The following is a 13,786-nucleotide window of genomic DNA, read 5'->3' on the forward strand; positions in this document are numbered from 1 at the left end:
GATGAGAAATGAACAGGGAAAATAGAGAAAGTATCCTAAGAAATATTGTTTAAGTTGTTGCGTCAATTTAAACTCCTTATCGAGATTATCTTAATTCATCATCCAAAGGAACAATCACTTCATCTAACAATGTTCTCCACGCTCGTTTCATTTCAGGTCCGTATTTTAATGGTTTAGCATCTGGATGAATTGCTTTATATTGATCAAATTGTTTACTATCAATGATGTTCCCAATATTCGGAATAGGATCAGTTCCTATCATATATTGAATAGATGATAAATGGAGTTCGTTCTCATCCACGAACCACGTTTCAGCAAATTCTTTAATATGGGAATTTTTCTTTTTTGTAAAGAATGTTCGTTTGACCACTAATATATCTTCATCTGGATTCACCTGTTTATTGTCCATTTCATTGAGGATCGCTCGATACACATCTTTTACCACTTCAGCTTTTTTCAATTTTTGAAGTGCCTTTTCGATTTCTTGACGGATATCATGATTATTGGCAGAGTAATTTCCTAACAGTTGATCAATAAAGGCAGAGTCAATGTCGTATAGCTTAACAGAATTCTCACCATAAAATTCAATATCCGAGAAGTTGGGTGTTTCCTCTTCTTTCTCTTTCGTCCCTTCTTCTACTAGTGAGCCTTTGATTGTATTGTATATACCGATATTTTCTTCGATCGTCATCACTTGTTCTCGCAAGGCTTTCGATGCTTCCATATCATCGTTGTAATTGTCATACGTCACGAGAGCTTCATAAGCATTACTCAGCTCTTGGAATGCTTTAACAAATTCAACACGTTCCTCTACTGGCGAATGCTCGTCCAATTCAGAAAGATTGATATCAAGTGACTTTAAGGTTTTATGTGCCTTTTTAAATCGTTTCAATGATTCTTCATAAGTTGGGTACACAAGATTCGTTTCTTCCTGTTCGTTAGAGTATGTCTTGGTCGCTTCCTCTACATTCCACTCCATCGTCCACGGCTTTCTAAACGTCATGATGAGCCCTTTTGTTTTACCAGGATATGTACGATTTGTTCGCGAGAAAGCTTGAATTAAACCCGCATACTCTAAGAGTCGATCCACAAAAAGAGTTTGTATGGTCGGCGCATCAAAGCCAGTTAAAAGGCGATCAACCACAATCACTAAATCTATATGCTTGCCAAATTGTTTAAACTCCGCTTTTTTTCGGGCTAATCTGTTGTTAATGTCCCCATTATACCGCTCAATATCTTGAATCGACCAAGCGGTATCATAGGATTGATTATAGTCTTTGATGATGTTTATCATATCTTCTTGATCTAGTTTTGAAGTTTCTTCATTATCATTTAATGAGTAGGTGATCGCGATTCTAGGAAAATCCTTATCCTCTATCGTTCGCCCTTTACGAATAGGATGACCTTCAAACTCTTTTGCCATCCAATCAGGATCTTTCGTCATCCTTTTTATCGCATCATAATATCGTTTGGCCATCGCAATAGAGTTTGTTGTCAGAATAGCAGACTTTTGCGGTCGTCCGTTTTTGAAATCAAACTTTGTATAAGCATTATCCGGTCGAAATATCTTATGGATGACCTTTTGAATATGCTCATCACTTTCATAGATAGTGGATGGCAAATGGGATTCCTTCTCCATCCCATCCATTTGATCAATATACGTATTTAATTCATCATCATTAAGATGAGCGTATTTGTCATTTTGACGAAGCCGAGAAAAGATATGATTGCTAAGAGAGTTTGGTTCAATCGTATCTTCATGTTCTACTTGGAATCCTAGAACTGCACCATCATCTAAGGCGTTTTTAATCGTATATGTATGAAGCTCTTCACCGTATTGATCACGAGTCGTACGTGCTAACTGCCCTTTTGGTTGTTTTTTATTAACATCGAAAATAGGTGTTCCAGTAAAGCCAAACCAAGTAGAATTAGGGAACGTTTTCTTCACAGACTCCATGCCCTCCGCACTTAATGCTCGATGGCATTCATCAACGACAAAGACAATATGTTGTCCGATCAGTTTTTGAAATCGGTTCTTTCCATCTTGCTCTTCTTGTTTTTTTGCATATTTGATGGCATTCTCTAGCTTTTGACGAGTCGTAATAATAATGGTATTTGAATTGGCATCCGCTAATAGTGTTTCACTAAGTTTTCGTGCGCTTTTTGTTCCAATAATTAAACTATTAGACTTTACCTTATCTGAAGAGATACCTGTATTAAATTCAGACGCAAACCTTGTAAATTCTGTGGTGGTTTGATTATCTAAATCTTTTCGGTCAATGAGCATAATTGTCCGGTCAACGCCAGGTTTCCTTGCTAATAATTTGGTCGCAACGAAACTCGTTAATGTCTTTCCTGACCCTGTTGCATGCCATACATATCCAGATTCATGCTTCATCGCTGCGGTAAACAATGCTTCAATTGCATGTATTTGATATGGATGTAAAACCATTAACGCTTTTTGATCATTTTCTTCGCTCACAACGGTATATTGAGCGATCAATCGATGGGCATCTGGAATGTTCAATACTTGTTTCACAAATTCATAGAGGTTGTTCACTTTTCGGTTATTTTTCGTCCGCCAACTAAAAACAAACTTCTTATGCATATCTTTTGGCAGAGCATTGGCAAAATAACGAGTCGTTTGTTCATTTGAAATGACAAATAACTGAAGAGTGGAAAAAATATTATTACGAAATAGCCCTTCCTCTGCATACTTCTTCACTTGATTGTATGCTTGAAACACACCATCTTTTGCCGTAACTTTTTTCAATTCAATTTGCACAATGGGTAACCCATTGATTAATAACGTCACATCAAAACGCCTGTCACGTTCGTCAATGTTCTCTCTTTTTTTCGCAATTTGATGAACAACTTCATATGTAGAAATGCCCCCACCGATATCATGATTTGAATAAAGAACGAGTGACATCGAACCTAACGACACATCATCTCGTTCAATCGTAATGCGAGCAATTCCATTTTCACCTTTTAGCCATCTTGCGGCGTCGAAAGGTGTTTGTGTTTTATTTAAAATTTCCGTTTTAATCTTATCAAATTCCTTATCAGAAATCGGATGTTCCCCAATTTCTGATAAGTTGTTTTGTGTGATGATCTTTCGTAAATTCTGCCATAAGTCGGCTTCTGATTTTAGATCTGGACGATAGTTCCATTGGTTATGTCCTTCACCCATTACCTCAATTAACTGACGTTCTATTTCTGTTTCATCTCTATGTTCATTCTTGCCCATTTGAATTCCCTCCTCTTGCTTATAAAAACATTTTTTGCAAAAAGGCCTTTTTGGTTTGTTTTAAAATATCTATTTCTTGATCGCATAGAGCGATTGTTTTGTCTAGTTGTTTGAAGAAGCTCGCGATTTGGGTTTGTTCTTCTCTTTTTGGATAATATAGATTCACTTCTTTTAAATCAGAGTTATGTAGATGAACAACTGATTTACCTTGTGCTTTTCTACTTAGTTCTTTTTGTTGTTTACCATTTGAGATAGTGAGTGCTAAAAAAATAGAATTAATGTCGTCACAGGGGTAAATAACATTCAAGTCTCCACCCAAAATAATACCGGGTCTTTTTACTACAGATGCTCTAGCAATATCCTCAGATGTTTCACCAGATGAAGGGACAATTACCTCATAACCCTTACTAATTAAAGATTTTTCTTTTATTTTAGTAAATGTATCGACTTCTTCTATCACAGTTTGATATTTAGTATATAAACTGCCATATAAAATTATAGGATCTCCTTCTTCTACTATATCACTTTTAGAATATCCAATTCCTTTAGCAAAAGTAGCTAAATCTTTTAATCTTTTCTTTTCCCATTCCCCATTAAACCCAGGAAAACGAATTTCCGGTACAGATTCTCCTTCTTTCGGAAACATTTTTTGTAAGAATCCTTGTTTCGTTTGTTTTAAGGTGTCTAGTTCTTGTTGTTGAAATGCAATTGTTTCGTCTAGTTGTTTGAAGAAGTTGCCGATTTTATCCTGTTCCACTTTATCAGGTAACATCATAGTAAAGCTAGCGAACTCTACTGCATTAATACCTGGCTGTCCAGAACGTTGGGATGTTATTTTAACAAAATTATTATATTTCGTTGTTAATGTAGTTTGAAATACAAAGTCAACATTATATTCTTGCTTCAATCTCGCTCTAATTAAAAAGCCTGCATAATAAACTTTTCCATCCCTTTTATCATAGCAGTAGGTTTTCCCAACACTTGCACCTGTCCTTGCAAATAAAATATCACCTTTTTTTAATAGATATTTTTCTGCTTGGCTTAGATCTGTATTAGGTGAAGTTAAATCATTTTGTTTAAACTTGTTACTACTTTCATCTATATCTGTAATTCTGATATACTTGTTTCTACCATCATAGGAGGTAGCACTTGCATTTAGACCGTACTCAAAACTTTCTGATATCTCCCCAAACTTGCAACCTTCCCATTCCCCACTAAACCCATTAAACCTCACTTCCGGCACTTTCTTACTTCCCACGTTTAAACACCTCTAAAGCACCTTTCATCCATTCTGCATTTTTCTCATCAAATTGCATGGAAGAAATCATGTCATATAAATTAGACTCTAGCTCTGCTTTTTCTTTTCGAATTTCTTGAATTTTTGCTCCTATGGCGGCCATGTCGACAGGCTCTTCTTCTTCAAATGTATCGACATATCTTGGGATATTTAAGTTGAAGTCATTTTCTTTGATTTCCTCAAAGCTTGCCACATGTGCATACTTTTCTACATCTTCTCGTTTTTGATATGTCTCTACTACTTTATCAATGTTGTCAGTTGATAATTTGTTTTGATTTTTTCCTTTGGTAAATTCTTTACTCGCATCAATAAATAGTACATCACGCGTTGTACGGTTCTTCTTTAAAATGATGACAGTGGTTGGAATGCTTGTACCAAAAAATAAGTTTGCTGGTAAACCGATCACCGCATCAATGTGTCCATCTTCTAGTAATTTCTTACGGATGACACCTTCTGCTGCGCCTCTAAAAAGAACACCATGTGGCAGGACAATCGCCATGGTTCCAGAATCTTTTAAGTGATATAGGCCATGCAAAAGAAAAGCAAAGTCTGCTTTTGATTTCGGTGCTAGTTTCCCATAGCGATTAAAACGTGAATCATCTAAAAATGTATCATCTGCTGACCATTTGGCTGAATATGGCGGATTCATTAGAACTGAATCAAATGTATACGGCTCATCGGTCGGCCAGTCTTTATTTAGTGTATCCCCGTTACGCAGACGCATGTCCTCATAATCAACACCGTGCAAGATCAAGTTCATTTTTGCTAAATTAAAAGTCGTGGTATTTAGTTCTTGCCCGTGATATTTTACACTTTCTGGATAGTTAATGTAATTGCGCACATTTAACATTAAAGAACCGGAACCCATTGTAGGGTCATAAACACTAAATAATTTTTTCTCCTCTTGTCCAATTGCCACAATACGAGCCATCATGATAGACACCTCATGTGGTGTATAGAATTCACCGGCTTTTTTCCCTGCTTCTGAGGCAAATTGACTAATTAAATATTCATAGGCATCTCCAATGACATCTCCATTATGGCCAATGACATCTACATCATTTAATTTTTTTAGTACCTCTGTAATGGTGATATTTCTCTGTTGATCATCTGACCCCAGTTTTTTCGATTTCAAATCCACATCATCAAACAAGCCACTAAATTGAAGATATTTCGTCGATAAATCAATGAATGCTTTATTTAAATCATTTAATTGAAAGATATTCTGTTTTGCCTGACTCGCTAACTCACTAAATAAATACGCTGGTTCGATATCATATCCTATCGTATCAACTAATGTTTCAAGTAAATCTTTTTGAATATCCTCATCTGATAATAACTCTTTGTATAATTGCGCTTGTTTATCCTGCGTGTCGTATTCTTCCAGCGATTCATCTGCAACTTCGACCACTTTTTCTAATAATCGATCAGATAAATATTTATAGAAGATCAATCCTAATAAATAGTTTTTATACTCTGAAGCATCCATTTTGCTTCTAAGATCATCTGCGGCACTAAATAATGTTGTATGTAAGTCAGCCATCGTTATTTCCTCACTTTTCTTTATTGATCATGTTGTTTTAATATTTCTAAAAATAGTTGTTCTTCTAATTTTGCTTGTTTCTTCATGAGCGCTTGACGCTTCCTAAAATGAAAATAGGCTTTTCCAATCATTTGTTGCTTTTCAATAGAAGGAAGTTGCACCTCTAACCCACGAAAAATCCCCGGTGTTAGTTTTGGAACCGTACTTCCTTGCATAGAGATCGTCATTTGTTTTTTCATAAATTGAGATTCATTTAGGACATAACATAAATACTGTTTATCAAGTTCTTCAGTTTCTATGATAAGCTTAGCAAAGTTTTGGTTCATGACTTTGCCTTGAGTCTCATTACTAACAATTCCTGCAATCGAACTAACAAAGCTGAAGACAACATCACAAACATTTGTTAAGTACGGATCAACTGTTAATAATGTGCTATCTTTTTCATCTCCAATGGAGTCTAAATAAGCGCCATCTAGATCTTTCATTAAATCTTCATAAGAATATGTAGATAAGTTATTGTCCGTTTTTTCATTTCTTCTTGATTGATTTTTCCCCATTTTGATCGTTATGATTTGTTCAAGCTTCATATCCCGCCCTCATTTAGTAATTCGTACGAATTACTTTATAACATATACATTCATCGTACCATAGTCTGATTTCATCGACAATCATTTCAAGTATTCACACGAATAGAACTTCATCAATAGGTACTCCATGTTTCTTCATGATTAAATCTACTTGTAAAATACAGAAAGCCAGCTTCCATGAATGGTAGCTGGCTATTTTAAATTAATTCGTATTCTGTCCCCCGCCGTTCAGCCCTTCTTTAATATAGCCATTGACTTGGCTTGAGGCTAATAGACCGATATGTCCAACTCCGTGGATAAGGACGTTTCTTGCGCCAATTAAGCGGGAGAGGCTGTTGACGACAATGAGGTCGGCTGAGCTATAGACGGATGTGTAAAGAATTTTTTGATTTGGATCGGTGCCTGGTAATGCTCTGAGTGAAACGAGTCCGTTCGCTCCACCTAGTGTGACGACATTTTCAATTTTATCTCCGCCGTCTAGGTTCTTAATATAATATAACGTGTTGGCTCCGCCCATGCTATGCGCCACAATATCTACTTTTTTGGCGCCCGTTTTGGCTAGCACATCTTTGACGTATCTAGATAGACGTGGTCCATTATTGAGGTTATTGCCTGTTTTGTCTATGAAATCAATTGCATATAATTGGTTTCGGTCCCAGCCCTGTGACACCAAGTATCTTTTGATCGCCGCAAAGTTATAAGAGGCACCGCCCATGCCATGTACCATCACAACCGGATTATGCTCAGCCGCTTTGACCTCTTTCGGCTGGATGAAAACCATTGAACCAACCACCAATGCAAATGCAACGAGAATCTGCAAACTCCTTTTCATCAAAAATGACACTTTCATTCCCCCTTATTTATCTTGTTCGACTCTATTTTAAACAACAAAAATATGACAGAAAAGTGAACAAGGCACTGTTTGTCCGATATTTTCACAAGAAATAAATAATGAAAAAGCACCTTTGACTTTCTCATGAGCCAATGCCAAAAGACTAGACATTCGTTTCTCTTACAGTCTGTTGGTCTATGTGACATCCTCCATGACTCAATTAGCATAAAAAAAAGCAGCCGGTTCTCTCAGCCGGCTGCACATCATTCTTACTTGTAATTCACAAGGAAGTATTTCTTTTTCCCTCTTCTTAAAACAGTGAATTGGTTTTCAATTCGGTCTTCAGCTGAAAGAACATAGTCTTTATCGGTTTGTCTCTCTCCGTTGATGTAGACCGCACCATTTGTGATATCTTCACGTGCTTGACGCTTTGATGGAGACAGCTTTGATTCCACAAGGATATCGACTAGTGTTAATTCTTCTGTGCTGCTTTTCTCCATTGATGGAACATCCTTAAAGCCTACTTTGACTTCTTCAGCTGAAAGAGATTTGATCTCGCCTTTAAATAGTGCATTTGAGATGTTCACAGCCTGTTCTAGTGATTCACGGCCATGTACAAGCGCTGTCACTTCTTCTGCTAAACGGCGCTGCGCTTCACGTTTTTCAGGTGCTGTTTGCACTTTTTCTTCGTAAGATGCGATCTCTTCTTTTGATAAGAACGTAAAGTATTTTAAGTATTTCACGACGTCACGGTCATCTGTGTTGATCCAGAATTGGTAGAATTCATAAGGTGACGTTTTTTCTTTATCTAACCAGATTGCGCCGCCTTCTGTTTTACCAAACTTCGTGCCGTCTGCTTTTGTGACAAGCGGCATCGTGAGACCAAATGCTTTTGCGCCTTCTGCCTCAGACTTGCGGATCAACTCAAGTCCAGATGTAATATTTCCCCACTGGTCACTACCACCGATTTGCAGCTTACAGTTTTCATTTTTGTAAAGGTTTAAGAAGTCTAACGATTGCAAAATCACGTAGCTGAACTCTGTGTACGAAATACCTGTCTCGATACGTGAGCTGACGATATCTTTTGCCAGCATGAAGTTCACACCGAAGTTCTTTCCAATATCACGAAGGAACGTGATGACATTCATTTGGCTGATCCAGTCATAGTTATTGACGATGACGGCTGGGTTCTCGCCTGCTTCAAAATCAAGAAATTGAGACAGCTGGCCTTTGATTTTCTCTGACCACTGTTCCACGATTTCTGCCGGGTTTAGTGAACGCTCTGCTTTTTTGAAGCTAGGATCTCCGATCAGTCCAGTTGCGCCGCCAACAAGGGCAATCGGGTGATGCCCTGCTTCTTGGAATCTGCGCAATGTTAAAATGGGCAATAGATGACCAATGTGCAAGCTGTCAGCTGTCGGATCGAAGCCGGAGTACAGCTTGATTTTTTCTTCTGCTAATAATTTTGTTAAACCTTCTTCATCTGTTTGCTGCTGAATTAATCCTCTGAACGATAAATCTTCCATCAATTGACTCATATCCAAATCTCCTTTTTTTACAATTCAACATAAAAAACGCCCCTTCGAATGAACGAAGGGACGATATATATCGCGGTACCACCCTGCTTAAAAGACAAAATATCACGTCTTTTCACTTACACTGATAACGGACAGATCCGTTCTTTCACTAATGAGGCAGCATTCATGCTCCTTTTCGTAAAAGCGGTTCGTGAGGGTAATTCGAATATCTCTTTGTACTGACTCGCACCAGCCGTCAGCTCTCTTGGACAGGGAAAGATGATTCTACTGAATCTCAGTCAAAACCTTTTCGTATTCAACTAAAGTCATTTTTAACATACTTTTGATATCAAGTCAACTGACGAAGGAGATTAATCTTCCATTGTCGAAAGGTCGCCAGCAGGTAAGTTCAGCTCCCACGCCTTTAGCACACGTCTCATAATTTTTCCGCTTCGCGTTTTTGGCAGTTTGTCTTTAAACTCGATTTCTCTTGGTGCCGCATGTGCAGCAAGCCCCTTTTTCACAAACGTACGAATCTCTTCTTTCAGCTCATCTGTCGGCTCGTATCCGCTCCTGAGAGCAATGAATGCTTTGATAATTTCACCACGTACCGGATCTGGCTTTCCAATGACACCAGCCTCTGCAATGGCCGGATGTTCAACCAGTTTACTTTCCACCTCAAATGGACCGACCCGCTCTCCTGACGTCATGATGACATCGTCGACACGTCCCTGGAACCAAAAGTATCCGTCTTCGTCCATATATGCTGAATCTCCTGAAACATACCAATCTCCCGGCATAAAGTAAGATTCATATTTTTCAGGATTGTTCCAGATCGTATGCATCATGGACGGCCAGCCCTTTTTGATCGCAAGGTTGCCCATCCGGTATGGCGGAAGTTCATTTCCGGCATTATCCACAATCGCGGCTTCTACGCCTGGAATTGGTTTCCCCATCGAGCCTGGTTTGATGTCCATGCATGGATAATTACAAATCAGCTGTGCACCAGTTTCCGTCATCCACCAAGTATCGTGAATTCGTTTGCCAAATACAGCGTCTCCCCAGCGGATCACTTCCGGATTGAGAGGCTCTCCTACACTTAAGACATGACGGAGCGAGCTGAGGTCATATTTTTGAATGAGGTCGTCCCCTGCCCCCATCAGCATTCTGAAGGCTGTCGGTGCACTGTACCAAACGGTCACACCAAGTGATTCAATCGTTTCATACCACGTATCAGGATTAAACCGGCCACCTAAGATGACATTCGTTGCCCCATTTAACCATGGTGAAAAAATACCGTACACTGTCCCTGTTACCCAGCCTGGATCAGCTGTACACCAGTAGACGTCATCTTCTTTCAGGTCAAGCACCCATTTACCGGTCTGGTCTTGCTGCACCATCGCGCCATGGACATGCAGCACACCTTTTGGCGTACCAGTTGACCCTGACGTGTAATGAAGCAGGAAACCGTCTTTTTCATCCATCCATTCTACTTCAAGTTCCTTTACTGCCTCCTGAAATGCCTCTTCGTAGTGAATTGTCCGCACACCACCGATGTCTTCCTTTTCACCGCCGACAATGATGACAGATTCAAGCTTCGGAAGCTCTGCAAACGGAATACGCTCAAGCAGATCCGGCGTTGTCACAATGACCTTCGCCTCGCTATTTTCTAAACGGTCTTTGACGGCGCCTTCCATAAATGCCTCAAATAACGGGCCAACGATCGCACCAATTTTGACAGCACCAAGCAGAAGAAAATAGAGCTCAGGTGATCTTGGCATAAAGATAAACACGCGATCCCCTTTTTGCACATGCGCCTTTTCTCTGAATAGATTTCCCGCTTTGTTTGTGTTGATTTTCATATCCCTGAACGTATACTTTTCATCCCGCTGTGAATCTTTGTAATGAAGCGCCACCTTGTTCTTACGAAACGAGTCCGCATGTCTGTCAATTGCTTCATAGGCTGCATTTATTTTTCCTGTTTCATACCAGGAGAAGTTTTTTCTCGCTTCCTCCCATGAAAATTCTTTGTATGCCTGCTCATAATCATTTAAATGATAGTCTCCTTTTACTGATGGTAGCGTTTCCACTTTCATCAAACAGTCCCCCTTTGCATACGTTTACAATGACCATTATAGTATAGATGACTTTTTTTCTCAATTTTTAAAAAACTTATGGTGAAACCGTTTTAATTTCTTCAAGATTTAAGCTAAAATAGAGACGACTCACTAGAATTTGAGGCGGTGGATACGTGGAGCATCCTAAAACTTATTATTCAAAAACAATTGAGCGAGAAACAGGTTCTATCCTGATTGAAGGACCGGTACCTGCATCAGAGCTTGCGAACTATACGTTTCATGAAGGACTAACGGCATTTCGCACGCCTGAGGAGCAGAAACAAGCACTTGTTGAAATAGCAGATCTTCCAGAAGGACGTATTATCATTGCAAGAGTGGATGAGCTTGTCGCAGGCTATGTCACGTATTTGTATCCTGATCCGCTTGAGCGCTGGTCAGAGGGCAAGATGGACAATTTAATCGAGCTTGGCGCGATTGAAGTCGCTCCTCCATTTAGAGGATGCTCGCTCGGCAAGCATTTACTTGATGTGAGCATGATGGATGAGCAAATGGAGAACTACATCATTATTACAACTGAATATTACTGGCATTGGGATTTAAAGGGGACAAAGAAAAACGTTTGGGAGTACCGTAAAATGATGGAGAAAATGATGAACGCAGGTGGTCTTGTCTGGTTTGCAACAGACGAGCCAGAGATCAGCTCACATCCAGCCAATTGTTTAATGGCGAGAATCGGAAAAAACGTGAGTCCTGATTCGATCGAGCGTTTTGATCGTCTTCGCTTCCATCAGCGCTTTATGTATTAACGTTCAATTCGTTTTTTTGGCAAAGGGGATTGGTAAACAATGATGATTGAACAAATTATGGAGCGTGATGTGATCACGCTGCGAAAAACCGATACGATCGAAGAAGCCATTCAAAAAATGAGTGCACATCACATTCGGCATATTCCCATCGTATCTGATCAAGATTCTGTCATTGGGATGGTGACAGATCGGGATATTAAAAATGCCAGTCCAAGTATTTTCGAAACAGAAAAAAGGCAGCTTTTTATTCAGCGGCCGGTAGAAGAGATCATGGTGCTAGAGACAATCACCGCCCATCCGCTTGATTTCGTTGAGGAGATTTCGAGTGTCTTTTTTGAGCATGGAATTGGCTGCCTTCCAGTGGTGAGACGCGGTAAGCTTGTAGGCATTATCACAAAGACAGATTTACTTCGTACGTTTGTCAGACTGACAGGTGCAGATCAGCCTGGGTCACACTTAGAGGTTGAAGTGAAGCAGATGACAGAAGGGCTCGCAGACATTACGGCTATTTTAAAGGAGCAGCATATTCAAATGCTGAGTGTGCTTGTGTACCCGCATGCAAATGAAGCCTCTAAAGTGCTCGTATTCCGCCTTCAAACCATTCATGCAGATCATGTGACGAAGCTGATTCGGGCAAAAGGCTACAAGGTGCTCTGGCCTATGGAGCAGACGGTCAAATGAAGGAAGCGACCTTTGTTTTTTCACCATCTTTTCAAACGTACCAGTTTCATCAAGATCACCCCTTCAATCAGCTTCGTGTCTACTTAACATACGATCTTCTTCAAAAAATGAAGGCGTTAACGGATGATGAGATCATCGCACCGCGTATGGCTACGCTGGAGGAATTAAAGCTCGTCCATACGACAGATTATATTCAAGCTGTGCAGCGGGCAAGTGAAGGAAAGCTGTCTACAGCAGAGGGTGAACGCTACGGCCTTGGCACGGAGGATACACCGATGTTTGCAGGTATGCATGAGGCGGCTTCTCTTCTTGTTGGCGGGACATTAACAGCGGTTGATCAAGTGATGCTGGGTCATTCGCAGCATGCGCTCAACCTTGGCGGCGGGCTTCACCACGGATTTAAAGGACGTGCATCTGGCTTTTGTATTTATAATGACAGCTCTGTGGCCATTCAATATATTCAAAAGACATATGGCGCAAGGATTTTATATATTGATACGGATGCTCATCACGGAGATGGTGTACAGTTTAGCTTCTATGACGATCCAGAGGTATGTACTGTCTCCATTCATGAAACGGGTCGCTACTTGTTCCCTGGAACTGGACAAGTACAGGAAAGAGGCCATGATAAAGGCTATGGCTATGCGTATAATATTCCGCTCGATGCATTTACAGAAGACGAATCGTTCCTCGAAGCATACCGAACAGCAGTGACTGAGATAGCTGCTTTTTTTAAACCAGACGTGATTTTGACGCAAAACGGAGCGGATGCTCACTATTACGATCCTTTAACCCATTTATCTGCCACCATGAAAATATATGAGGAAATTCCCAGACTTGCCCATGAGCTTGCTCATCAATATTGTGAAGGCAAATGGATCGCTGTTGGCGGAGGCGGATATGATATTTGGCGCGTGGTCCCAAGAGCGTGGAGCCGCATTTGGCTTGAGATGAAAGGCGTCACACCGCCAGCTGACCTTCCTAAGGAGTGGATTCGGGCATGGAATAAGCAATCGCCTGTCACCCTTCCATCAACATGGTTCGACCCTGACGATTTATATCCACCGATACCAAGAAAAGCAGAAATCACAGAAAAAAATGCGCAAACAGTAGAAAAAGCACTCATGCCTGTTAGAAGAGAAAGGAAAAATGCATAAGAAAAGCAGGCATTCACTGATAAGGTGAGCCTGCTTTT

10 protein-coding genes and 1 other annotated feature are annotated in these 13,786 nt (G+C 39.9%); of the genes, 3 read left to right on the forward strand and 7 right to left on the reverse strand.

Annotated features, from left to right (window positions below):
* Positions 1–85 precede the first annotated feature (85 nt).
* From ACYH0L_RS13455 to acsA, 7 genes are all read right to left on the reverse strand, one after another.
* Positions 86–3,250 (reverse strand): type I restriction endonuclease subunit R, encoded by a 3,165-nt coding sequence (locus tag ACYH0L_RS13455; RefSeq protein ID WP_256498915.1) that lies wholly within the window; start codon positions 3,248–3,250, stop codon positions 86–88.
* A gap of 19 nt (positions 3,251–3,269) precedes the next feature.
* Positions 3,270–4,508, reverse strand: coding sequence for a restriction endonuclease subunit S (locus tag ACYH0L_RS13460; RefSeq protein WP_482354095.1), 1,239 nt, complete (start codon positions 4,506–4,508; stop codon positions 3,270–3,272).
* The gene (locus tag ACYH0L_RS13465) at positions 4,498–6,090 is read right to left on the reverse strand and encodes a type I restriction-modification system subunit M (RefSeq protein WP_482354096.1); all 1,593 of its coding nucleotides are present in this window, start codon (positions 6,088–6,090) and stop codon (positions 4,498–4,500) included. Before ACYH0L_RS13465 ends, ACYH0L_RS13460 begins: the two co-directional genes overlap by 11 nt.
* Positions 6,091–6,110: 20 nt before the next feature.
* Entirely contained in the window at positions 6,111–6,677 is a 567-nt protein-coding gene (locus tag ACYH0L_RS13470; protein ID WP_447558006.1) for a restriction endonuclease subunit S, read from the reverse strand.
* Positions 6,678–6,879: 202 nt separating this feature from the next.
* Positions 6,880–7,458, reverse strand: a complete 579-nt coding sequence (locus ACYH0L_RS13475; RefSeq protein WP_257213675.1) for an esterase/lipase family protein — start codon at positions 7,456–7,458, stop codon at positions 6,880–6,882.
* Between the two features lie 320 nt (positions 7,459–7,778).
* On the reverse strand, positions 7,779–9,047 hold the full coding sequence (gene tyrS / locus ACYH0L_RS13480; protein ID WP_256498920.1) for a tyrosine--tRNA ligase: 1,269 nt from the start codon (positions 9,045–9,047) through the stop codon (positions 7,779–7,781).
* Positions 9,048–9,100: 53 nt separating this feature from the next.
* Positions 9,101–9,338: a binding site (T-box leader), on the reverse strand.
* Positions 9,339–9,397: 59 nt separating this feature from the next.
* Positions 9,398–11,122 carry an acetate--CoA ligase gene (gene acsA / locus ACYH0L_RS13485; RefSeq protein ID WP_256498921.1) on the reverse strand — a complete coding sequence of 575 codons (1,725 nt, stop codon included), beginning with the start codon at positions 11,120–11,122 and terminating at the stop codon, positions 9,398–9,400.
* 155 nt (positions 11,123–11,277) lie between these two features.
* On the opposite strand from acsA, the gene ACYH0L_RS13490 reads away from it, so the two are divergent.
* Genes ACYH0L_RS13490 through ACYH0L_RS13500 form a run of 3 tightly spaced genes read left to right on the forward strand, consistent with a single transcriptional unit; the run spans position 11,278 to position 13,748 of the window.
* Positions 11,278–11,910, forward strand: coding sequence for a GNAT family N-acetyltransferase (locus ACYH0L_RS13490; protein WP_230031058.1), 633 nt, complete (start codon positions 11,278–11,280; stop codon positions 11,908–11,910).
* Between the two features lie 39 nt (positions 11,911–11,949).
* Positions 11,950–12,591 (forward strand): CBS and ACT domain-containing protein, encoded by a 642-nt coding sequence (locus ACYH0L_RS13495; RefSeq protein WP_256498923.1) that lies wholly within the window; start codon positions 11,950–11,952, stop codon positions 12,589–12,591.
* On the forward strand, positions 12,588–13,748 hold the full coding sequence (locus ACYH0L_RS13500) for an acetoin utilization protein AcuC (protein ID WP_327924854.1): 1,161 nt from the start codon (positions 12,588–12,590) through the stop codon (positions 13,746–13,748). Before ACYH0L_RS13495 ends, ACYH0L_RS13500 begins: the two co-directional genes overlap by 4 nt.
* Positions 13,749–13,786: the final 38 nt, after the last annotated feature.

It is taken from the genome of Bacillus sp. MC1252 (assembly GCF_056838025.1).

Bases quoted from the DNA above. Each gene is read 5' to 3' on its own strand.
- ACYH0L_RS13455 (WP_256498915.1), bottom strand. From the start codon at position 3,250: ATGGGCAAGAATGAACATAGAGATGAAACAGAAATAGAACGTCAGTTA.
- acsA (WP_256498921.1), bottom strand. From the start codon at position 11,122: ATGAAAGTGGAAACGCTACCATCAGTAAAAGGAGACTATCATTTAAAT.
- ACYH0L_RS13465 (WP_482354096.1), bottom strand. From the start codon at position 6,090: ATGGCTGACTTACATACAACATTATTTAGTGCCGCAGATGATCTTAGA.
- ACYH0L_RS13495 (WP_256498923.1), top strand. From the start codon at position 11,950: ATGATGATTGAACAAATTATGGAGCGTGATGTGATCACGCTGCGAAAA.
- tyrS (WP_256498920.1), bottom strand. From the start codon at position 9,047: ATGAGTCAATTGATGGAAGATTTATCGTTCAGAGGATTAATTCAGCAG.
- ACYH0L_RS13470 (WP_447558006.1), bottom strand. From the start codon at position 6,677: ATGAAGCTTGAACAAATCATAACGATCAAAATGGGGAAAAATCAATCA.
- ACYH0L_RS13475 (WP_257213675.1), bottom strand. From the start codon at position 7,458: ATGGTTTTCATCCAGCCGAAAGAGGTCAAAGCGGCTGAGCATAATCCG.
- ACYH0L_RS13500 (WP_327924854.1), top strand. From the start codon at position 12,588: ATGAAGGAAGCGACCTTTGTTTTTTCACCATCTTTTCAAACGTACCAG.